The following is a 20642-nucleotide window of genomic DNA, read 5'->3' on the forward strand; positions in this document are numbered from 1 at the left end:
CTTAAAAGAGCCGCAAGCCGCCCTGCGCCTTGCGTGGTGTACTGTTTTGATCCACACCCGGATCATCCACGACGAAATGACTGCGCTTGTCCTCGTCGTCACCATCATCAATGGGCGACGCATCAAGAGGCGGTTGCGGAATTTCATCGCGTTTCTGAGCAGGCGCGGGAGGGGAAGCTTTGACCGGTTCCGCATCGGGAACGACCACTTCGGCCTCCACCACGTCGATTTGAGGAGCTGCTTTCACTGGCGCTTCGCGAGCAGGCGGTGTTACCACAACGGGCACTGCCGCTTTGTTATCGGGAATTGGCCCTTTGATCTCCGGCTCTTCCGCCTCAACAACCGGGGCAAGTTCGACCACCGGAACTTTCCATTCAAAACTGTTCAGGCGACCGGTGACCGGCGAGACTGGCGACCAGCGTTCCGAAACATAACCGTCGGCAGTCCAAGCGGGATCACGCGGCGCCTTGACGGCCCGGGCAAGCCACTGACGCACCTTGCCCTGATCGCCACTCTCGGCTTCCTCAATATCAGCCAGCAGCAAATAGACGCTTTCCGTCGGACGCGCCCTCAGCACCTGATCGGCATTATCGCGCGCTGCCTTGAAATCTCCGGCTTCATAAGCCGCGCGCGCCAGCACAAGACTGCCTTCGGCTGTGTTGGAACGCAGCGAAACCAGATGCCGCGCGCGTTTCAAACGGTCCTGCGCCGTGTCACCAGCGCGGGCATAGACATAAGCGGAAGCGATATCCGGATGCGGGAAACGCTTCCATGCCGCTTCCAGAATCTTGGAACCCTTGCGCACTTCTCCATCGGTAAACAGCGCCTGTGCGGCCACCACGGCAGCGGGCACCAGATCTGGCGCGAGCTTGTTTGCCTCCAGCGCCATGGTGCGTGCATGGGCGTGATCCACATTCAGCGTTGCCATGGCCTTGGCCGTCAGCAGCGCTGCGCGTTCCTTCTTCACGGTATCCTTGCTGTGCGCCAGCGCCTGCTTGCGCGCCTCGACCAGCTTCAGCGCCCCATCCCAATCGCCATCAGCGCAGAACTGACCCATAACCGCAGATGACGCCCATTCGAGTTGCGGTGCCTGTTTGGCAGCTTCCGAAGCATAATGGCGTGCGGCTTCAATCGCGCCGACACGCTGGGCCTCGATGTAAAGCCCACGCAGGCCCAGAAGCTTGGTTTCCGGATCTTCCAGCATAGCCTCAAACCCCTTGCGGGCATCGTCCGTGCGGCCTTCCAGCATCGCCGTCTGCGCTTCCAGAAGCTTGATGAGCGGCTCCTGATCGGAATTCAGCAATTTGCCGGCCTGCTTGGTCATGCGGCGTGCAGCCTCGGCATCGCCCGCACCGGCAGCAATCAGGCCGGTTGAAAGCGACTGATATCCACGGTCGCGCTTGCGCGCCCGAAAATGGCGGCGCAGCGTGTAGGGCGACTGGATAATGCTCTTCACCAGCCACCACAAAAGCAGGATCGCCGCCACGATGGCCACGATACCGGCAACCGCCGTAATCAGCGGCACATTATAGTGGTTGCCCGCAAAAACGACATCCAGCTCACCGGGACGATCGGCCAGCCATGCAAAGCCGAAACCAAGGGCCACAACGATCAGCAAATAGAATAAAACACGCAGCATCGGCCCGCCCCCTTAATTACCCGCTGGTGCCGCAGCACCCGCGTCAGTCGGCGCCTTTGGCTTGAGGCTGTCCGCAACCAGACGCTGGATCAGCGCATCGGCATCGCGGCGCACCTTCATCTGGTTCGCAAATTCTCCCGAAACAGCTTTCGCATCGGCGGGCAGTTTCTCCCATTCGCCGATGGCGCGTTCCAGATCACCTGCGTGGAGTGCGGCTTCCATGCGGGCAGTCGTCGGACCGACACCCTCGCCTTCCACATTGCCCGCGACAGGGCGGACGCTCACCAGCCCCTTGGCGCTGGCAACGAGCTGATCCCAAACACCCGCATCAGCGGGCAGCTTGTTTTCGGTGGCGACAATGCGATTGGCAACCGGGCCAAACCAGGCGTTAAGGTCGGCCACTGTCGGCACGCCCGTATCGGCAAATGCCTTGAGGCCCTCGACCGAACTATCCTGCGGCGCAAGTGAAGCATAAGTATCGAGTTCGACCTTGAACGAACCGCCACGATCAATGGCCGTCTTCAGCGCATTGGCCGCGATCAGCGCTGTCGCATCCGGCTGGCGGGCAGCTTCGCCGACCTTTGCCTGCAAGGAGGTCAGTTTTGATTCGAGCGAAGAAATCGTGCCGCTATTGCCCGAAACACCGGCTGCGGCCTGATCAGCCTGATTCTGGGCTGCCGACAATTTCGATTCCAGCGCGTCGAGACGCCCGGTCAGCGCTTCAATATCACCCGAAGCGGCACCTCCAGTCGCCTGCGGCAGTGTTTCGACCTGCTGCTGCAATTGCGTGAGAGTTCCCGCGACCGCTTCCGCCTTGATCTCTGCGGCCTGAACATTCTTCTGCAAATCGGCAAATTGCGCGCGGCTTGCCGCATCGAGCGGCGCAGGCGTTGGATTGGTGCGCAGATCGGCGATCTGCTGCTCCATCTGCGCCAGCTGCTCGGCAGTCACGCGCGCGCCGGGCGACGGAATGACATTACCCCATTGAAGCGCAAACATGCCGCCGAGCGCGATAACGCCACCGGCGATGCCAGCCAGAAGATGCGATGCACCGGATGTGGATTTCGGGCTGGAACCCTGATTGGCATTGCTGATTGGCGGCACAGTGTACGATGCGCTGGAGGTTGAACGCGGCTTTTCCGCTTCCGGCTTGACGCCTGCGGTAAAAGGCGGACTGGCGGCATTTGAGGTACTTGCAGCCGGTTTCGGTTCTGGCTTTGGCCCAGATTTCGTTTCGGCGGCTTTCGCCTCAGCGGGCTTGGTTGCTGTTGCTTGAGTAAAGTTGCCGACCGGCTCGGCGGGCGGTGTCGCCCTGGCTCCCGTCTGTTCATCGACACGCTTTACATCAGACGGATCGAGATTGATCGTCACGGGATTGCGGGCCGGTTTGGAATGTCGCGGGGTGCCGGATTTCGCCATGGGTCCTCTCGTAATCGTCGATTGCCTGCCGGTGACTCTATGTGACTCTAACAGATAAAATCCTCTGTCGCAGGAAGGTTGCGTCTAAAAGAGTCAAAGTTTGGAAAACAGGCGGAAAAGTCCTTTCTCATCCGGCTGTTCTGCGACCAGCGCATTCGTCTGCCATTCGGCGGGCAGTTTTGCGGCCACACGCGCCGATATACACAAAAAGCGGGTCTTTTCGTTAAAAGGCGGAGCAATCCCGCCCATCGCGGCGGTAAATTCTTCCGCCGCCACACCGGAATAGAGCATCACAGCCGCAAGCGGTTGCGCGCCCAATATGCGCTGAAGTTCATCACGCGAATAATCGATGGTTTCGATATCATAGACATCGCACACGGTCATATCGAGACCAGCTGCGGATACACGCTCTTCGAAAATCGGCTGGCGAACGCGCCCCGCCAGATAGAGAATGCGCGCTCCTTGCGGCAAAGCCTCGCGCATGGTCTCAGCAAGACGCACCGCATCACCGCCACCGTCGACCACATCGCTGAACCCCGCCTCGTGTGCAGCACGCGCCGTACCCTCGCCAACGGCGAAGAGCGGCATATCGCGTTGCGGCAAAGCATGCCCCGCATGGCGAAACGCATTGGCGCTTGTCACCGTCAACGCGTCGAATCGAGTGGCAGGTATGGAGAAAGCCATCGAGACCGTGCGGCTGAGCGGTAGAAGCACCGGCTCGAACCCCGCATCAGTGAGCTTCGCGGCGGTCAGCAGCGCCGCCGGTTCCGGCCTCGTCACCAGAACCCGCTTGCCTGCTATGGCTGCGCCCGGCCCCGTCAAGGTCAATCCCAGTCGGTGAAGAAATGCGGACCGGCTGCCGCACGAACCTGGCTTGCAGCCTCGGTTCCAAGCGCCGCCGCTTCCGATGCCGTGCCGTCGAGCGTCACTTCATGCGCCTTTGTGCCATCAGGTGTCAGGATCATGCCGTGGAAATGCACCTTGTCGCCGTCCACAGTGGCAAGACCGGCAATCGGCGTGCGGCAGGAGCCGTCAAGCGCGCCCAAAAACGCGCGTTCGCAGGCAAGGGCTACCTGCGTGTCGCGATGCGCCAACGGTGCCAGCAGCGCATCAATGCGCGCATCGCCAATACGGCTTTCAATACCGATTGCGCCCTGTCCCGGCGCGGGCGGGAAGGTCAGTGGATCCACCAGTTCGGTAATTGCTGCATCAAGGCCCAGCCGCTTCAGCCCTGCACAGGCCAGAAAGGTACCATCAACCTCGCCTGCTTCAAGTTTTCGCAAACGGGTATCGACATTGCCGCGATACATCACCACCTGAATGTCCGGGCGCAAACGCCGGATCAGCGCCTGACGGCGCAGTGACGACGAACCAACGACAGCGCCCTGCGGCAAATCCATGAACCGCTTGGCCGTGCGACCGATGAAAGCATCGCGCGGGTCTTCGCGTTCGAGAAAGACGGAAAGATGCAAGCCTTCAGGCAAGACAGTCGGCATATCCTTGGTCGAATGAACGGCGAGATCAATGCGTCCGTCCTTCAGTGCCTGCTCGATTTCCTCGGTGAAAAGCCCCTTGCCGCCGACTTCCGAGAGCGGGCGGTCCTGAATGCGGTCGCCCGCCGTGGACATGGGCAAAATCTCGATAGCCTCTTCCGGCAAGCCATGCGCTTCCATCAGACGGCGACGCGTCTCGTGAGCTTGAGCCAGAGCCAGCTTGCTACCGCGTGTGCCAATCTTCAAGGATGGTGTTTGCATATTGCGTCGTCCATGGTACCGGGTTGCTTGACGTATCAGAAATATGAGACTGGCAGGGTCTAACCGCAAATGCGCATTCTTGGAATAGAAACCAGTTGCGACGAAACAGCCGCCGCTATCGTTGAACGCAACGATAAGGGTGAAGGCCGTATTCTGTCCAATGTGGTTCTGAGCCAGATCGCCGAACACGAGCCTTATGGCGGCGTTGTGCCGGAAATTGCGGCGCGCGCGCATGTCGAGGCGCTGGATCGGCTGGTCGCACGCGCCTTGCAGGATGCGGATATGCAGCTCGATGATGTGGATGCCGTGGCAGCCACCGCCGGTCCCGGCCTGATCGGTGGGCTGATCGTCGGCCTGATGACGGCCAAGGCGCTCGCCATGGCTGCGCAAAAGCCCTTCTATGCCGTGAACCATCTCGAAGGCCACGCGCTGACAGCGCGACTGACCGACAAGCTCGAATTTCCCTATCTGCTGCTGCTGGTTTCGGGTGGTCACACGCAGATGGTGCTGGTGCGCGGACTTAATGATTATGAGCGCCTCGGCACCACGATTGATGATGCGCTGGGTGAAGCCTTCGACAAGACGGCGAAGCTTCTCGGCCTGCCTTATCCCGGAGGCCCGGCGGTTGAGCGCATGGCGCTTCAGGGCGATCCCAAGCGCTTTGCCCTGCCCCGACCGCTGAAAGGCGAAGCGCGGCTCGATTTTTCATTTTCCGGTCTCAAGACCGCCGTGCGCCAGACAGCAAGCGAACTGGTGCCGCTGAGCGATCAGGACGTCGCCGATATTTGCGCCTCGTTTCAGGCCGCAGTCGCCGATACGCTTTCCGACCGGGTCGGGCGTTCGCTCGAACGCTTCAAAGCGGAGTTCCCGGACTGCGCAACGCCTTCGCTCGTCGTTGCGGGCGGTGTGGCCGCTAACAAAACCTTGCGGGCTTCGCTGGAGCAGCTCTGCGCCAGACACGGCTTCAGCTTTATCGCCCCGCCGCTCAATCTTTGCACTGACAATGCAGCGATGATCGCCTGGGCCGGAGCTGAACATGCCGCAACCAAAACGCCGGATTCGCTTGCCATCGCGCCGCGCTCGCGCTGGCCGCTCGATGAAAAATCCGCGCCGCTGATCGGCACGGGACGGCGCGGAGCTAAGGCATGAGTGCTCGCACGAAGATCGCCGTTCTCGGTGGCGGCGCATGGGGTACGGCGCTTGCTGCCATGGCGGCGACCAGCGGCCACGAAGCCTGGCTTTACGCCCGTGATACGGACACGGTCGCAGCGATCAACGATAACCGACGCAACCCGCGCTATCTGGGCGACATCGAACTGCCAGCCGGTATTCGCGCCAGCACCAATGCTTCCGATGTTGTGACCGATGCTGACGCCGTTTTGGCGGTAGTCCCCGCGCAGGCAATGCGCATGGGCCTCTCCGAACTGAGCAGCCTCATTCCACAGTCCGCGCCCGTCGTTCTTTGCGCTAAGGGAATTGAACGCGGCACCGGACGCCTGATGTCGGAAGTGGTGGCGGAAGTCTTGCCGAACCACCGCATCGCCGCCCTTTCCGGCCCAAGTTTTGCAACCGATGTTGCACGCGGCCTGCCGACGGCGGTGACGGTTGCCTGTGAAGATGCAGACACAGCCGACAAGCTGGCAGCTCTTCTTTCTGGTCCTGCTTTCCGCTGCTATTCGACCACCGATCTTAAAGGCGTCGAGATTGGCGGCGCTTTGAAAAACGTTCTGGCGATTGCCGCGGGCGCCGCTGTCGGACGCGGTTATGGTGCGAGCGCGCAAGCAGCGCTCGTCACACGCGGCTTCGCAGAACTGCGCCGCATCGGACAAGCCATGGGCGCAAAGCCGGAAACCATCATGGGGCTTTCCGGCCTCGGCGATCTGATGCTGACATGCTCATCATCACAATCGCGCAACTATTCCTACGGTCTTGCGCTGGGACGCGGCGAAGACCTGACCAACCGGCCTCTGGCCGAAGGTGTCGCAACCGCGCCTATTGCTGCGGAACTGTGTGACAAGCACGGCATTTCTGCACCCATCATCGATGCGGTTGGCGCTTTGCTCAGCGGGAAGATTACCATCGACGAGGCTGTAACCAGTCTCATCAACCGACCACTTAAGACCGAAGACTAGAGGACCAGACGATGCTTTTTGCACTTCTCTGCAACGACAAGCCCGACCATCTGCAAGTGCGCCTCGATACGCGCCCGACGCATCTCGAATATCTTACGAGCCTTGGCGATGTGCTGAAGTTTGCCGGTCCCTTCCTCGGCGAAGACGGCAAGCCAAATGGCAGCCTTCTCGTTGTCGAAGCTGAAGACAAGGCCGCAGCGTCCGCCATCGGCGCCAATGATCCCTATGCGAAGGCTGGTCTGTTTCAGGACGTCACCGTACGCCCGTGGAACTGGACGTTCAAAAATCCTGCCAACGCCTAAGGCTTAAGCACCGGGGAACACGCAATGGCATACTGGCTGTTCAAGTCCGAACCGTTCAAATGGTCATGGGAAATGCAAAAGGCCCGTGGCGAAAAGGGCGAGCAATGGGATGGTGTGCGCAATTATCTGGCGCGCAACAACATGCGCGCCATGAAAATCGGCGACAAAGGCTTTTTCTATCATTCCAATGAAGGGCTGGAAGTGGTCGGCATTGTCGAGGTTTGCGCTTTGTCGCACCCCGACAGCACCACTGATGATCCGCGCTGGGACTGCGTGGACATCAAGGCCGTCCGGGATGTGCCGAAGCCCGTCACGCTGAAGGACGTCAAGGCGAACCCCAAGCTTGAGAACATGGCGCTTGTCACCTCCATGCGCCTGTCTGTGCAGCCGGTGACGGAAGACGAATGGATCGAAGTCTGCCGCATGGGCGGCCTCGACGCCAAAGACATCTGAGACCAGCAACCGATGCTCGATCCGGCGGAAACCAGCACGCGCAGCTTCATTCTGGCCAATACCGGCCTGCAAGCACCGCCGCATGTGCCGGAAATCCGCCTGCATCTGGCTGACGAAGCGCACGACCTCTGGCACAAGACAGAGGAAGAACTGGCCACAATCGGCCTGCCGCCGCCCTTCTGGGCCTTTGCCTGGGCGGGCGGTCAGGGCGTGGCGCGCTATATTCTCGACCATCCGGAAGCCGTAAGCGGCAAGACTGTGCTGGATTTTGCGTCCGGCTCAGGTCTTGTCGCCATCGCGGCCATAAAGGCTGGTGCGAATAGCGTCCTCGCTTCGGATATCGATCCCTTCGCGCTCCCGGCAATCGATATCAACGCCACGGCCAACGGCGTGGCAGTGACGGCAAGCCTTGAAGATCTCATCGGCACCGATTACGGCTGGGATGTGGTTCTGGCAGGCGATGTCTTCTATGAGAAGCCGCTGGCAGACCGTCTCATTCCATGGTTCGCAAAACTGGCGGAACGCGGCGCCGAGATCATTGTCGGCGATCCGGGCCGCTCCTATCTGCCGAAAGAGCGCTTGCGGCAGCTTGCCGTCTACACCGTGCCCGTGACGCGTGCGCTGGAAGATTCCGAGGTCAAGCGCACGACCGTCTGGGCATTCATTTAGACGCACATCTTATCCGAAAACCGTTTCACACTTTTCGGGATGTGCTTTGCTTAAGCAAAGCGTTTCGCTCCCGCCACACAGAGCACGACAACTCCCGCTGTCGCGACCATGCCCATGCTGACGGGTTCACCCGCAATGCCCGCCGCCAGCATCAAGCCGAAAAACGGCTGTAGAAGCTGAAGCTGGCCAACCGTCGCAGCGCCGCCTTGCGCCAGCCCGCGATACCAGAAGAAAAAGCCGATCAGCATCGAGAACAGCGAAACATAGACCAGTCCGCCCCATGCCATGGCCCCAATCCCCGCCCATGTTTCTGGACGCATAAGAATGGTCAGCGGCAGCATGATCGGCAGCGAGAAGACCAACGCCCAGCAAATGACCTGCCAGCCGCCAAGCCTGCGGGACAGGCTCGCTCCCTCCGCATAGCCAAGCCCGCAAACAATGATCGCGCCCAGCATCAGCACATCGCCTAGGAAAGTCGACTGGCTGCCCTGCCCGTACGCATAGGACGCGACGATAGCGCCGCCCACGATCGAAAATAGCCAGAACAGTGGACGCGGACGCTCGCCGCCGCGCAGCACTGCAAATACCGCCGTCGAAAGCGGCAGCAGGCCGATGAAGACAATCGCATGGGCGGAGGTCATATGTTGCAGTGCAATGCCCGTCAGCAGCGGAAAGCCAACCACGACGCCCAGCGCCACGACAATGAGTGAAATGACATCGCTCTTGCGCGGAAGAGGTTCACGAAATGCCAGCAGCAGCGCCATGCCCAGCAGACCGGCAATCGACGCGCGTGCCAGTGTCAGAAAAGTCGGATCGATATCGATGACGGCGAGACGCGTCGCGGGTAGCGAGCCTGAGAAAATCAGCACACCGAGAAATCCATTCAACCACCCGGCCGTCTTGTTACCCACGGTCTGGCTAACAACCACCTTGTTCCCAACATTCTCGCGCATGTGTCTTTTCAGCTTTCAACAAAATCGTCTATGAATTTTGCGGACAATGCCGCGAACTTGCCGAAATAATCAGAGACAGTTACCGGACAATTCTGGCAAACTGTACTGGTACGAAAGAGAGTACAGATGATATCGACGGGCTTATTGCGCAGCCTGGAAGCCGCCTATGCGGGCGTCGATAACGCGCGCGGCGATGAAAACGCTGCTGCAGAGAAGACCTCGCTCGTCGAAAAAGTCATGTCCATTATCCGTGGACGCATTGCAGCCATGAGCCTTGCGCCCGGCGCCCGACTGCCATCGATCCGTCGGCTTGCCGAGACGATGGACGTTTCCAAATCGACCGTTGTCGAAGCCTATGACCGGCTGGTCGCCGAAGGCATCATCCAGTCACGCCGCGGCGCAGGCTTCTATGTGTCGGAACGGGCGCGCCAGCCCTTTTCGCTGGCCACGACCACACCGCATAAGGACCGGCAGATCGATCCATTCTGGGTCATGCGCCAATCGCTGGAAACCGAAGGCAAGACATTGAAGCCCGGCTGCGGCTGGCTGCCGGATGAATGGCTGCCGCTTGAAGGCATCCGCCGCGCGCTCCGCGCCATTGCTCGCGACGAGCGCAGCGATCTCGCCACCTATGGCGAACCGCTCGGCTTTCGCCCGTTGCGCAGTCACCTCGCACACCGGCTGGCGGAACAGGGTATGGATATTTCCGGCGGCGAGATAGTGCTGACCGATTCCGGCACGCAGGCCATCGATCTCATCTGCCGCTTTCTGCTTCAGCCGGGCGATACCGTGCTGGTGGACGATCCCTGCTATTTCAATTTTCAGGCCGTGCTGCTGACCCATCGCGTCAAGCTGATCGGCATCCCCTATACACTTAGCGGCCCGGACCTCGAAGCCTTCGCCAAGGCAGCCGCCGAACATGCGCCGAAACTCTATATTTCCAATGCGGGGCTGCAAAACCCGACCGGCGGCGTCATGTCGCCCGCAACCGCGCATCGCCTTCTGAAACTCGCGGAAGTCCATGGCATCATTCTCGTCGAGGATAATATTTTCGGCGATTTTCATCCCTCACCCGCGCCGCTGCTGGCGGAACTCGACGGGTTCGAACGTGTTCTGCACATTGGCAGCTTCTCCAAGACCCTCTCGGCTGCGGCCCGTGTCGGCTATATTGCCGGGCGCAGTGACTGGATCGACGGCCTCACCGATCTGAAGCTGGCCACCACCTTTGGCGGCAATTCGATTTCAGCACAAGTCGTCCACGCGCTTCTGACCGACGGCACCTATCGTCGTCACATCGAAGGCATGCGCGCCAAGCTGGCCGATGCCATGACGCTGACCGCCAAACGCCTGAAAGCCGCAGGACTTGAACTCTGGAACGAACCGCAAGGCGGCATGTTTCTCTGGGCGCGCCTGCCGGACGGCATGGACTCCGGCATCATTGCCAGGCACGCTCTCGACAAGGGTGTCGTTCTGGCTCCGGGTGATGTGTTCAGCCCGTCACGGACCGCAAGTTCCTATCTGCGCTTCAATGTGGCGCAATCAACTGACCCCGCTGTTTTCACGGTTCTGCAAGAAGCGATGAAAATAACCGAACGCTAAATCCACCCACAACATTAGCCTTCCCGCGTCGAAAACAATTTCAAGCAAAAGACGCACAGTCATGCGGACGACTGTCGTTATACTCTTGCGACTGTCTTGGAGGAGACATCGCGTATTTGTGTGTGTGGCATAACTCGGACAGCCACAACACGATTGCGCAGGGAGAACGGAGAGGGCAGACTGGTCTAAACCCGTCTGCCGGGAGGGAGTAGCATTGAATACGCGCCTGTCCGGGGCGGATGCAGTTTCGCGCCCCGAAGATGAAAAACTGTCGGTTGCTGCCAACATTGCCTATGGTTTTCAGCATGTGCTGACCATGTATGGCGGCATTGTCGCGGTTCCACTGATTATCGGTCAGGCCGCAGGGCTGAGCCCCAGCGAAGTTGGGCTTCTGATCACGGCTTCGCTCTTTGCAGGCGGTGTCGCCACCGTACTGCAAACCATCGGCATCCCCTTTTTCGGATGCCAGTTGCCGCTGGTGCAGGGTGTGTCTTTTGCCGGTGTCGCCACGATGGTGGCCATCGTCACATCCAGCGGTAGCGGTGAAGCGGGGCTGCAAGTCGTCCTTGGCTCCGTCATGGCAGCGGCTTTTATCGGCTTTCTGATAACGCCGATTTTCTCACGCATTACGCGCTTCTTTCCACCGCTCGTGACGGGCATCGTCATCACAACCATCGGCCTGACGCTGATGCCTGTTGCCGCCCGCTGGGCGATGGGCGGTAACAGCAATGCGCCCGACTTCGGCAGCATGTCCAATATCGGCCTCGCTGGATTGACGCTGGCGCTTGTGCTTGTCTTGAGCAAAATCGGAAGCGCCACCATTTCGCGCCTGTCCATCCTGCTTGCCATGGTGTGCGGCACGCTGATCGCCTGGGCGCTCGGCATGACGGATTTTTCGAGAGTCAGCGAAGGCCCGATCATGGCTTTCCCGGAAATCTTCCATTTCGGCTTGCCAGTGTTCAGCATCGCCGCCACCATTTCCATGTTCATCGTCATTCTGGTGACTTTGGTGGAAACATCCGCCGATATTCTGGCGGTAGGCGATATCATCGGCACCAAGGTCGATTCCCGCAGACTCGGCAACGGACTGCGTGCCGACATGGCATCGAGCATTCTTGCCCCGGTCTTTGGCTCGTTCACACAGAGCGCGTTTGCACAGAATGTCGGCCTTGTGGCGGTAACAGGTGTGAAAAGCCGCTTTGTCGTCGCGACGGGCGGCCTCATTCTCGTGGCGCTTGGCCTGTTGCCGGTGATGGGGCGCGTGATTGCCTGCGTTCCGCCAGCGGTTCTGGGCGGTGCAGGCATCGTGCTTTTCGGCACGGTAGCGGCCAGCGGCATTCGCACGCTGTCGAAGGTCGATTATCAGAACAATGTCAATCTGATCATCGTGGCGACCTCCATCGGTTTCGGCATGATCCCGATTGCCGCGCCGCAGTTCTATCATCAGTTTCCGGCCTGGTTTGAAACCATCTTCCATTCCGGCATCAGCTCGGCTGCGCTGATGGCTATCCTGCTGAACCTGATGTTCAATGAATTCAAGACCGGCAATTCCGATCAAATGTCTGTGTTCTCGGAAGGAACCGAGCGCATCATCCGCCATCACCACATCGCCGAACTGCATGATGGCGACTATGTCCTCGGCGGGAAGCTCTACGATGTGCAGGGCAATGAAGTGAAAGTCGTTCCCGCACCGGCACACTGACGGATCGAAACTATCGCAGGACGCGAACCACCGTCCGGTCTGATAAATGCGGCAAGAGGCGCGCCATATCGGCGCGCTTCAATGCGATACAGCCCTCGGTCGGCGTATAGCCGGGCCTTGCAAGGTGGAAGAAAATGGCGCTGCCGCAGCCACGACGGCGCGGCACAATATTCCAGTCCATCACGATGCAGACATCGTAGAGATCGTCCTTGCGCCACATATCTTCGTGACTGGCCTTGTAAGCCAGCGGTACCGGCCGGTTATAATTGCGGTCTCCCGGTGCGTCGCACCAACCGTCCAGACGACGGATTCTGCGCAACGGTAACTGCGTTGTCGGCAGAGTTCCCTTATCGCCACGGCGATATCCGTAGAGCAGACGCATGGCGGTCAAAGGCGTTGCGCCGTCGCCCTCGCGCTTGAAAGCGCTGATGCCCCCCTTGCCAAGCGCGCATTCCAGCACCAGATTGCCAGCAGTAAGCAGCCCGCGAGTCTTGTGGCCCGGCTTGGCCCGAACATTGATGATGCCGACCCCACGGCTTCCTTGGTATCTGGTCACGCCCCCGCCTCCATTTTTAGTTTACGGGCAAAACATGTTTACAATCCGCCCCCGAAGCCGGTGAAAACATGATTCGCGTTTCGCCGCTTCAACTTCTGGCCATTAAGTGTCATAAAACACGAAGAGCCATATTTAAATCAAAGAGTAACGAGGACAGGCATGACAGGCCGTACAATTCTGATTGTGGATGACGACGAAGATCTCCGCTCCATCCTCGTCGAGCAGCTTGAGCTGTGTGAAGAATTCCAGATCCTGCAGGAAGACAATGCCACCAAGGGCATTCAGACTGCGCGCAACGGCATCGTCGATCTTCTGATCATGGATGTGGGTCTGCCGGACATGGATGGCCGCGAGGCTGTCAAGCTTCTGCGTAAAGGCGGCTTCAAGTCCCCGATCATCATGCTGACCGGACATGACACTGAATCGGACACGATTCTCGGTCTCGAATCCGGCGCGAATGACTATGTCACCAAGCCGTTCAAATTTGCCGTTCTGCTTGCCCGCATCCGCGCGCAGTTGCGCCAGCATGAACAAAGCGAAGACGCGACCTTCACGGTCGGCGCCTACACGTTCAAGCCGGGCCAAAAGCTGCTCATCGACGAGAAGGGTGCAAAGATTCGCCTGACTGAAAAGGAAGCGGCGATCATCAAGTATCTCTATCGCGCTGGCGACAAGGTCATCGGTCGCGACGTGCTGCTGGAAGAGGTCTGGGGTTATAATTCGGGCGTAACGACCCATACGCTTGAAACCCACGTCTATCGCCTGCGCCAGAAAATCGAGAAAGACCCATCCAATGCCACGCTTCTCGTCACAGAAAGCGGGGGATACAAGCTTGTCCCGTGATGGACAGCGCTCGATGCAGGTGTATTGACAATCTATGGCGCTAGACGACGATATTCGCATTCTCGGCACGGTGGGCCTGTTCGAGTCATTTACACCCGAACAGTTGCGTCTTCTTGCCTTCGGCGCCGAGCGGCTTGTGCTACGCGCGGGCCGCGAACTTTTTCGTGAAGGCCAGAGCGCAGACTGCGCCTATATCGTCGTTTCCGGCAACATTACCCTGTTTCACGATGCTGATGAGGGGCGGATATCAATCCGCCCCGTCGGCCCCGGTGCGATGCTTGGTGAAATGGCTCTCATCGCCCAGACATCACGCCTCACCGGCGCGGTCGCTGAAGCAGAAACTGAAGTGATCCGCATCAGCCGCTCGATCTTCCGGCGCATTCTGGAAGAATATCCAGAAGTCGCCGCCTCTCTGCATGGTCATATCAGCCGGAATCTGCTGGACCTGATCAGCGAAATCGAGAAGGTCGCGCCTCGTCTCGGGAATGGTGACTGACCGCCTCTCATTACAGTTCAATCACTCGTTCTATTCCGATGGCGTTCAAAAACGCCTGATCATGGCTGACAACAAGTAAGCCGCCTTCATAATCGTTTAGTGCTATTTCGAGAGCCTCGATGGAATCGAGATCGAGATGGTTGGTCGGTTCGTCCAGGATCAGTAATTCCGGCTTCTGTGTTCCGCCGAGAACGCAGGCGAGTGCGGCGCGCAGCAATTCGCCACCGCTCAGCTCTCCTGCAAACCGGCTCGCGCTTTCGCCGCGAAATGAAAAACGCGCCAGCGCTGCGCGCGCATCATTGTCATTCGCATCTGGATTGAGACGACGGAAGTTCTCATAAAGCGTGGCTGTGCGATCCATCAGCTTCATCTGCTGATCGAACATCGCAATTGGTACGTAGCACTGCACGCGTCCGGCAATCGGCAACAGTTCTCCCATGACAAGCCGCAGCAGTGACGTCTTGCCCGCACCATTGGCGCCATGTATCGCGATGCGCGCTGGCCCGACGATCTTCATCGAAAAGTCACGGATGACAGGCGGGTCTGATCGAGGGCCACCCGAAACAGTATCCATTTCCAAAAGAACGCGCCCGGATGGCAGTGCCGAACGCTCGACGTTGAAACGCATTGGCTTGATCGTTTCGACCAGTGCCTCGGCCTCCGTCAATTGAGCCTGCGCCTTCTCCGAATTGCGATCCGCGAGCGCCTGGCCCTTGCCACCGGTCTTCTGCGCCCGATCCTCGCGCGCATCGAGTGTCATTTTACTTATGCCGCTATCAGCACGTGAATTACGCCCACGCGCATCACTGCGCGCCTGACGTTCGGTCGCGTCCTGCGCCTTGCGTTGAACCTGTTTCACCTCGCGTTGAGCCGTCTGAAGATTACGGGCAGCAATATCCCGCTCTTCCTGCTTCTTATCGTGATAAAAATCCCAGTTGCCGCCATAAAGATGGAGACCAGTTTGCGTAAGCTCGGCGATGCTATCCATCTGCCGCAACAATGCTCGATCATGGCTGACGACAATCGCCGCCCCGCGCCAGTCCGCCAACAGAACCCTCACGGCCTCACGGCCATCGCGATCGAGATTGTTGGTCGGCTCATCCAACAGAATGATATCGAGTTGGTGGAAGATTAGGGCAGCCAATGCCGCGCGCGTCCGCTGCCCACCGCTGAGCGACGCAAGGGGTGTCTGCGGTTCAAGCGCCAGTCCGAAGCGCTGTAAGGCGTCCGCAAAGCGCTGCGGTAGAGCCCAGTCGGCTTGTTCAAAGTCGCTGTCCTCCCCCTGCCCGGCCTCAATACGCGAAAGCATGGCTAATTCTGCGGCAAGCTCGAACAGATCGGCCAGCGTTTGCCCGCTATCGGTCGAGATATTCTGTTGCAGAACACCGAGCCTGCCGCTGCGCGCGACAGTGCCCGATGTCGGCGCCAAGGTGCCGCTCATGATGTTGAGAAGCGTGGATTTACCCACACCATTGCGCCCGACAAGCCCGATACGGGCTTCGGTTACACTAAAATTGACGGATTCGAAAAGCGTGCGGCCATCAGCCGTGATGCAGGAAACGTCCTGTAGTGTCAGAAGAGCAGTCATTGCGAACCATGGAAACATTGAAAACACTGGTCGGTTGATACAGTGCTGTCTGATCCATCGTTCTTTTCTCCTTGCTTAGACTGCTCTCTATATAGGGGCTGTTACCGGATCAATCCAGATCAAAGGTCGCAATAACCGGAACATGGTCTGATGGCCGCTCCCAGCCACGTGCATCGCGCAGAATCTGCAGGCCCTTCATATGGGCCTCCAGATCGGCAGAACCCCAGACATGGTCGAGCCTGCGGCCACGATCCGATTCATCCCAATCCTTGGCGCGATAGCTCCACCAGGTATAGATTTTCTGGTCAGACGGAATGATCTTGCGCATGAGATCGCTCCAGCCGCCCTTGACGCGCAGATCTTCCAGCGTCTTGGTCTCGATCGGCGTATGGCTGACGATCTTCAAAAGCTGCTTATGCGACCAGACGTCGTTTTCAAGCGGGGCGATGTTGAGATCGCCCACCAGGATCGACGACAGGCCATCCTGACGATCCGCCACAATGGCCCGCATTTCTTCAAGAAAGCCGAGCTTGTGGGCAAACTTCGGGTTGATTGCCGGGTCCGGCTCATCGCCGCCTGCTGGCACGTAGAAATTATGGATGCGCAGCTTCTTAGTCCCCGCCTCGACCACCGCGCTCAAATGGCGGCAATCGCCCATATCGCAAAAGCCGATTTTCTCAACACCGGACAATGGACGACGCGAAATGGTTGCAACGCCGTGATAGCCCTTCTGGCCGCTGATCGCGATATGTTCATAACCAAGTGCGCGAAAACCTTTGGACGGAAACTGATCGTCCGGGCACTTGGTTTCCTGAAGACACAGAACATCGGGCTGATAGTCGCGCAGAAACTGCTCGACCAGCGGCATGCGCAGGCGCACAGAGTTGATGTTCCAGGTAGCAACGGAAAAAGCCATGGGGGTGGACTCGCAGCAACGAAAAAGATGCCGCGAACCTAACCATTTATCCTGCAAATGCAAACAGCTTGCCGCAGCAAGGTGACATTTGCTGACCTTTTTGTGAAGGCCGTTACTGGCCTTTGCGCTTCATGGCGATGCGCTGATAGTCGATCTTGAACATGTCATCGGTGAAACGGACACCGCTGCGCACGTTGAAGATCATGACCGTCGTATCAAGCTTCTGGGCATCGGTGATCGTCCACTGCTTCAGCTCGTAAGACTTGGGATCGAACATCATGGTGATTTTCGAATCGCCGAAGATCGACTTGTCGCCCAGCACCAGCGTGGTCATGTCCGGTTCCTGCTTCACATTCTGAAGACGGCCGCCGCCAAGGTCGATACGGTCTGCCAGTAACAGCTTGAGCGGCGTCTTGGACAGCGGATAGAGATCCCACGTATCCAGCTTGCGATTGTTGATGACCACAGACTCGCCATCGGAAATCACGCGGATCGGCGAATTATTGTAGTTGAAGCGAATCTTGCCCGGACGCTCAATATAGAAAGTGCCGCCAGTCTGATCGCCCTTCGGGCCGAACTGTACGAACTCACCCGTCATGGTGCGAACCGATGAAAAATGATCGGCGATCTGCTGTGCTGCACCCGCAGCACCAGCCCCCTGCGCCATCGCCGCAACTGGCGTCAGAACCAGCGACGTGACGCCAAGACCAAGCGCTCCCATTCCCAGCACGGCTGCAAGACGACCAGCTTTCGCAAAGGCTGAAAAACGGGAGAATATCATCGGTATACTTTCTCTTTTCATCATATCGTCAGGTTATCGCGCCAGTTTGGCGCGAGTGTGGCGTGCTGTCGCGTCATATCCCTGGCTTAAAAGTCATCGTCACCGGTTGGTACGAGAATCTCGCGCTTTCCGGCATGGTTGGCGGGACCAACAATCCCTTCATCTTCCATCCGCTCGATAATCGACGCAGCCCGGTTATAGCCAATGCCGAGACGACGCTGGATATAGGAAGTGGAAGCCTTCTTGTCACGAAGCACCACGGCGACGGCCTGATCATACGGATCATCGGAATCTTCCAGATTGGAGGTTCCAGACGGGCCGCTGCCGCCCTCGTCGTCTTCTTCATCCTCAGTGATGGCATCCAGATATTCCGGCACGCCCTGAAGCTTCAGATGCTGCACGATGCGTTCCACCTCGTCGTCGCCGACGAAAGGCCCGTGCACACGCTGGATACGACCGCCGCCAGCCATGAAGAGCATATCGCCCTGACCGAGCAGCTGCTCGGCGCCCTGCTCGCCCAGAATGGTGCGGCTATCGATCTTCGATGTCACCTGGAAGGAAATACGGGTCGGGAAGTTCGCCTTGATCGTACCGGTGATGACATCCACCGATGGACGCTGCGTGGCCATGATCACGTGGATACCAGCGGCTCGCGCCATCTGCGCCAGACGCTGCACCGCGCCTTCGATATCCTTGCCCGCGACCATCATCAGGTCGGCCATTTCGTCGATGATCACGACGATATAGGGCATTGGCGCCAGATCCAGCTCTTCGGTCTCGTAGATCGCCTCGCCGGTATTGCGGTCAAAGCCGGTCTGCACAGTGCGTGCAATCGGCTCGCCCTTTTTCTGCGCCAGACCGACACGCTGATTGAAGCCGTCGATGTTGCGAACGCCGACCTTCGACATCTTGCGATAACGGTCTTCCATTTCGCGCACGGTCCATTTGAGCGCGACCACAGCCTTTTTCGGGTCGGTCACAACCGGCGTGAGCAGGTGCGGAATGCCGTCATAGACGGAGAGTTCCAGCATCTTCGGATCGATCATGATCAGGCGGCATTCCTGCGGCGTCATGCGATAGAGCAGCGACAGGATCATCGTGTTGATCGCAACCGACTTGCCCGAACCGGTCGTACCGGCAACGAGCACGTGCGGCATCTTCGCGATATCGGCAATCACCGGCTCACCATTGATGGTCTTGCCGAGCGCCAGCGCCAGTTTCGCCTTGGACTGTTCGAAGTCGCGGCTGGCCAGCATTTCGCGCAGATACACCATCTCGCGCTTCGGATTGGGCAGCTCGATGCCAATAGCGTTGCGGCCCGGAATGACGGCAACACGCGCGGCAATCGCGCTCATCGAGCGGGCGATATCGTCGGCAAGGCCGATAACGCGGGATGACTTGATGCCCGGTGCCGGCTCCAGTTCGTAAAGCGTGACCACCGGGCCGGGCTTCACATTGATGATTTCACCGCGCACGCCGAAATCTTCCAGCACGCCTTCCAGCAGGCGCGCATTCTGCTCAAGCGCATCCTTCGACAGAGCGGGATCGCGCTGGACCAGCTTGGGTTCCGCGAGGAAATGCAGCGATGGCATTTCAAACACGCCATTATCCTTGAGGAAGGACGGCTGTGCTTCACGCTGGGCGCGAGCGCCCGGCTTGGGCGAAGGCGCGGCCTGTTCGACGCGCGCCTTGCGGCTGCGTGCAGGCGGCGCATCATGCCATTCCTGACCGGCCAGCGGTGCGTCGTCCGCGCCATCATCCATTGGATCATGCATCGGGTCGTCCATATCGAACGGCGCTTCATCCGCCGATGGTCCGCCGAAGCCCGGTTCACGACGCCTGCCCGCTTCCGCACCATTGCGCGTTTCAGCGCTGCGGCGTACTGCGCGCATATTGCCGAAATCCTCGTCGCGGGACTGGCGACGGCCAAGCCCGGTGAGCCGCTTGAAGTTGGCTGTCGTCGTCAGCGCGAGATGGGTCAGCGCACCAATGAACTGGAAGCCGCCGCCTGCGGTTTCCTCGTCCTCATCGATGAAATCATCCTCAGTCCGTCCGCGTTGTGCAGGCTGAACCGGATTGATGATGCCACGGCCAATGATGCCGCTTGCAAAAAGGCAGAGCCACAGAGCGGGAAAGGCGAGAACCAGCGCGATAGCCGAAGCGATTGCACCCTGTGGGAACTGGCCAAGGAACAGGCCGGGCAGCCGCAGCAGCATGTCGCCAAACACACCGCCAAGCCCGATTGGCATCGGCCAGCTTTCCGGTACGGCAAAACAGCTTGCAATGCCCGCGAAAAGAATGGCTGCACCGATCCAGGCAAAGCTGCGCTTCGCGACACGGCCGATACCACCGCGCGTCATCATGAGAAGCGACCACACGACCAGCGGCAGCAATGCGGGAACGCTCGCCAGACCGAAGAACTGCATGGCGAGATCGGAGAAGACAGCGCCCGGATAGCCAAGCGCATTGGTCACCGGATTGTCGGTTGCATGGCTGAAGCTTGGATCAGCCACATTCCATGTAGCCAGCGCGCCAACGGCCATCGCCGTCAGCGACAAAAGCGCCAAACCGAACAGTATATAGAACTGCCTGCGGAAGATATTGGTCAGGCGAAGCCTGTCTTCCGTTATCCGCTCGTCACGCAGCGGGTATGAGGGCGAATATCCTTGCCGCATATAGCCAGTCCCGAACCGAAATTTCTGCTGTCGCCCATAACAGAATAGCTACGGGCAGAATGAATCGGTCCGATCCTAATCCGGCGATGGTTAATTCCGCATTAACCATGGGTCAAAGCATTTCCAGCAAAAGTGCGAAGCGGTTTTGCGTAGGGAAATGTGTAA

Annotated in this window: 19 protein-coding genes; 9 read left to right on the forward strand and 10 right to left on the reverse strand. The window is 59.1% G+C overall.

The features are described from left to right. Position 1: 1 nt before the first annotated feature. The 4 genes from ACTJKP_RS00180 to hemC all read right to left on the reverse strand — a co-directional run bounded on the left by ACTJKP_RS00180 (position 2) and on the right by hemC (position 4812). Positions 2 to 1639 carry a heme biosynthesis protein HemY gene (locus tag ACTJKP_RS00180; RefSeq protein ID WP_440629293.1) on the reverse strand — a complete coding sequence of 546 codons (1638 nt, stop codon included), beginning with the start codon at positions 1637 to 1639 and terminating at the stop codon, positions 2 to 4. Between the two features lie 12 nt (positions 1640 to 1651). Beyond that, positions 1652 to 3058, reverse strand: coding sequence for a mitofilin family membrane protein (locus ACTJKP_RS00185; protein ID WP_440629294.1), 1407 nt, complete (start codon positions 3056 to 3058; stop codon positions 1652 to 1654). Between the two features lie 93 nt (positions 3059 to 3151). After that, the gene (locus ACTJKP_RS00190; RefSeq protein WP_440629295.1) at positions 3152 to 3880 is read right to left on the reverse strand and encodes a uroporphyrinogen-III synthase; all 729 of its coding nucleotides are present in this window, start codon (positions 3878 to 3880) and stop codon (positions 3152 to 3154) included. Between the two features lie 2 nt (positions 3881 to 3882). Then, positions 3883 to 4812 (reverse strand): hydroxymethylbilane synthase, encoded by a 930-nt coding sequence (gene hemC, locus ACTJKP_RS00195; protein WP_440629296.1) that lies wholly within the window; start codon positions 4810 to 4812, stop codon positions 3883 to 3885. A gap of 69 nt (positions 4813 to 4881) precedes the next feature. Between hemC and tsaD the strand changes: the two genes are divergently transcribed. Genes tsaD through ACTJKP_RS00220 form a run of 5 tightly spaced genes read left to right on the forward strand, consistent with a single transcriptional unit; the run spans position 4882 to position 8368 of the window. Then, positions 4882 to 5961, forward strand: coding sequence for a tRNA (adenosine(37)-N6)-threonylcarbamoyltransferase complex transferase subunit TsaD (gene tsaD, locus ACTJKP_RS00200; protein ID WP_440629297.1), 1080 nt, complete (start codon positions 4882 to 4884; stop codon positions 5959 to 5961). Further along, positions 5958 to 6944, forward strand: coding sequence for an NAD(P)H-dependent glycerol-3-phosphate dehydrogenase (locus ACTJKP_RS00205; protein WP_440629298.1), 987 nt, complete (start codon positions 5958 to 5960; stop codon positions 6942 to 6944). The genes tsaD and ACTJKP_RS00205 overlap by 4 nt, the downstream gene beginning before the upstream one ends. Before the next feature lie 11 nt (positions 6945 to 6955). After that, positions 6956 to 7246, forward strand: a complete 291-nt coding sequence (locus tag ACTJKP_RS00210) for a YciI-like protein (RefSeq protein ID WP_440629299.1) — start codon at positions 6956 to 6958, stop codon at positions 7244 to 7246. A 24-nt stretch (positions 7247 to 7270) separates the two neighbouring features. Beyond that, positions 7271 to 7699 (forward strand): EVE domain-containing protein, encoded by a 429-nt coding sequence (locus ACTJKP_RS00215; protein WP_078337535.1) that lies wholly within the window; start codon positions 7271 to 7273, stop codon positions 7697 to 7699. Between the two features lie 12 nt (positions 7700 to 7711). After that, positions 7712 to 8368 carry a class I SAM-dependent methyltransferase gene (locus ACTJKP_RS00220; protein ID WP_440629300.1) on the forward strand — a complete coding sequence of 219 codons (657 nt, stop codon included), beginning with the start codon at positions 7712 to 7714 and terminating at the stop codon, positions 8366 to 8368. A gap of 50 nt (positions 8369 to 8418) precedes the next feature. Here ACTJKP_RS00220 and ACTJKP_RS00225 read toward each other — a convergent pair whose 3' ends face one another. Then, positions 8419 to 9321, reverse strand: coding sequence for a DMT family transporter (locus ACTJKP_RS00225; RefSeq protein WP_440629301.1), 903 nt, complete (start codon positions 9319 to 9321; stop codon positions 8419 to 8421). A gap of 126 nt (positions 9322 to 9447) precedes the next feature. Here ACTJKP_RS00225 and ACTJKP_RS00230 point away from each other — a divergent pair, with 126 nt between their 5' ends. Together ACTJKP_RS00230 and ACTJKP_RS00235 are read left to right on the forward strand one after the other, a co-directional pair. Further along, positions 9448 to 10920 carry a PLP-dependent aminotransferase family protein gene (locus tag ACTJKP_RS00230; protein WP_440629302.1) on the forward strand — a complete coding sequence of 491 codons (1473 nt, stop codon included), beginning with the start codon at positions 9448 to 9450 and terminating at the stop codon, positions 10918 to 10920. 214 nt (positions 10921 to 11134) lie between these two features. After that, positions 11135 to 12622, forward strand: a complete 1488-nt coding sequence (locus ACTJKP_RS00235) for a nucleobase:cation symporter-2 family protein (RefSeq protein ID WP_440629303.1) — start codon at positions 11135 to 11137, stop codon at positions 12620 to 12622. Between the two features lie 10 nt (positions 12623 to 12632). Here the strand turns inward: ACTJKP_RS00235 and ACTJKP_RS00240 are convergent, their stop codons facing one another. Next, a complete protein-coding gene (locus ACTJKP_RS00240) occupies positions 12633 to 13178 on the reverse strand; it encodes a L,D-transpeptidase family protein (RefSeq protein WP_440629304.1) in 546 nt (181 codons plus the stop codon). A 159-nt stretch (positions 13179 to 13337) separates the two neighbouring features. Between ACTJKP_RS00240 and ACTJKP_RS00245 the strand changes: the two genes are divergently transcribed. Together ACTJKP_RS00245 and ACTJKP_RS00250 are read left to right on the forward strand one after the other, a co-directional pair. Next, complete coding sequence (locus ACTJKP_RS00245; RefSeq protein WP_078337540.1) at positions 13338 to 14021, forward strand: response regulator transcription factor; 684 nt, start codon at positions 13338 to 13340, stop codon at positions 14019 to 14021. Positions 14022 to 14055: 34 nt separating this feature from the next. Continuing rightward, a complete protein-coding gene (locus tag ACTJKP_RS00250; protein WP_440629305.1) occupies positions 14056 to 14517 on the forward strand; it encodes a cyclic nucleotide-binding domain-containing protein in 462 nt (153 codons plus the stop codon). Positions 14518 to 14527: 10 nt separating this feature from the next. Here ACTJKP_RS00250 and ACTJKP_RS00255 read toward each other — a convergent pair whose 3' ends face one another. The 4 genes from ACTJKP_RS00255 to ACTJKP_RS00270 form a co-directional block, all read right to left on the reverse strand. Beyond that, entirely contained in the window at positions 14528 to 16105 is a 1578-nt protein-coding gene (locus ACTJKP_RS00255) for an ABC-F family ATP-binding cassette domain-containing protein (protein WP_440629306.1), read from the reverse strand. A gap of 109 nt (positions 16106 to 16214) precedes the next feature. After that, entirely contained in the window at positions 16215 to 17021 is an 807-nt protein-coding gene (xth, locus tag ACTJKP_RS00260; protein WP_440629307.1) for an exodeoxyribonuclease III, read from the reverse strand. A 112-nt stretch (positions 17022 to 17133) separates the two neighbouring features. Then, on the reverse strand, positions 17134 to 17802 hold the full coding sequence (locus ACTJKP_RS00265) for an outer membrane lipoprotein carrier protein LolA (protein ID WP_176168299.1): 669 nt from the start codon (positions 17800 to 17802) through the stop codon (positions 17134 to 17136). A gap of 86 nt (positions 17803 to 17888) precedes the next feature. Next, positions 17889 to 20477 (reverse strand): DNA translocase FtsK, encoded by a 2589-nt coding sequence (locus ACTJKP_RS00270; RefSeq protein ID WP_440629308.1) that lies wholly within the window; start codon positions 20475 to 20477, stop codon positions 17889 to 17891. Positions 20478 to 20642: the final 165 nt, after the last annotated feature.

It is taken from the genome of Brucella sp. 22210 (assembly GCF_052045675.1).
Taxonomy (GTDB): domain Bacteria; phylum Pseudomonadota; class Alphaproteobacteria; order Rhizobiales; family Rhizobiaceae; genus Brucella.

Coding starts and splice junctions, on each gene's coding strand:
- ACTJKP_RS00225 (WP_440629301.1), bottom strand. CDS start 9,321: ATGCGCGAGAATGTTGGGAACAAGGTGGTTGTTAGCCAGACCGTGGGT.
- ACTJKP_RS00210 (WP_440629299.1), top strand. CDS start 6,956: ATGCTTTTTGCACTTCTCTGCAACGACAAGCCCGACCATCTGCAAGTG.
- ACTJKP_RS00185 (WP_440629294.1), bottom strand. CDS start 3,058: ATGGCGAAATCCGGCACCCCGCGACATTCCAAACCGGCCCGCAATCCC.
- xth (WP_440629307.1), bottom strand. CDS start 17,021: ATGGCTTTTTCCGTTGCTACCTGGAACATCAACTCTGTGCGCCTGCGC.
- ACTJKP_RS00220 (WP_440629300.1), top strand. CDS start 7,712: ATGCTCGATCCGGCGGAAACCAGCACGCGCAGCTTCATTCTGGCCAAT.
- ACTJKP_RS00255 (WP_440629306.1), bottom strand. CDS start 16,105: ATGACTGCTCTTCTGACACTACAGGACGTTTCCTGCATCACGGCTGAT.
- ACTJKP_RS00250 (WP_440629305.1), top strand. CDS start 14,056: ATGGCGCTAGACGACGATATTCGCATTCTCGGCACGGTGGGCCTGTTC.
- tsaD (WP_440629297.1), top strand. CDS start 4,882: ATGCGCATTCTTGGAATAGAAACCAGTTGCGACGAAACAGCCGCCGCT.
- ACTJKP_RS00215 (WP_078337535.1), top strand. CDS start 7,271: ATGGCATACTGGCTGTTCAAGTCCGAACCGTTCAAATGGTCATGGGAA.
- ACTJKP_RS00180 (WP_440629293.1), bottom strand. CDS start 1,639: ATGCTGCGTGTTTTATTCTATTTGCTGATCGTTGTGGCCCTTGGTTTC.
- ACTJKP_RS00265 (WP_176168299.1), bottom strand. CDS start 17,802: ATGATATTCTCCCGTTTTTCAGCCTTTGCGAAAGCTGGTCGTCTTGCA.
- hemC (WP_440629296.1), bottom strand. CDS start 4,812: ATGCAAACACCATCCTTGAAGATTGGCACACGCGGTAGCAAGCTGGCT.
- ACTJKP_RS00245 (WP_078337540.1), top strand. CDS start 13,338: ATGACAGGCCGTACAATTCTGATTGTGGATGACGACGAAGATCTCCGC.
- ACTJKP_RS00270 (WP_440629308.1), bottom strand. CDS start 20,477: ATGCGGCAAGGATATTCGCCCTCATACCCGCTGCGTGACGAGCGGATA.
- ACTJKP_RS00230 (WP_440629302.1), top strand. CDS start 9,448: ATGATATCGACGGGCTTATTGCGCAGCCTGGAAGCCGCCTATGCGGGC.
- ACTJKP_RS00205 (WP_440629298.1), top strand. CDS start 5,958: ATGAGTGCTCGCACGAAGATCGCCGTTCTCGGTGGCGGCGCATGGGGT.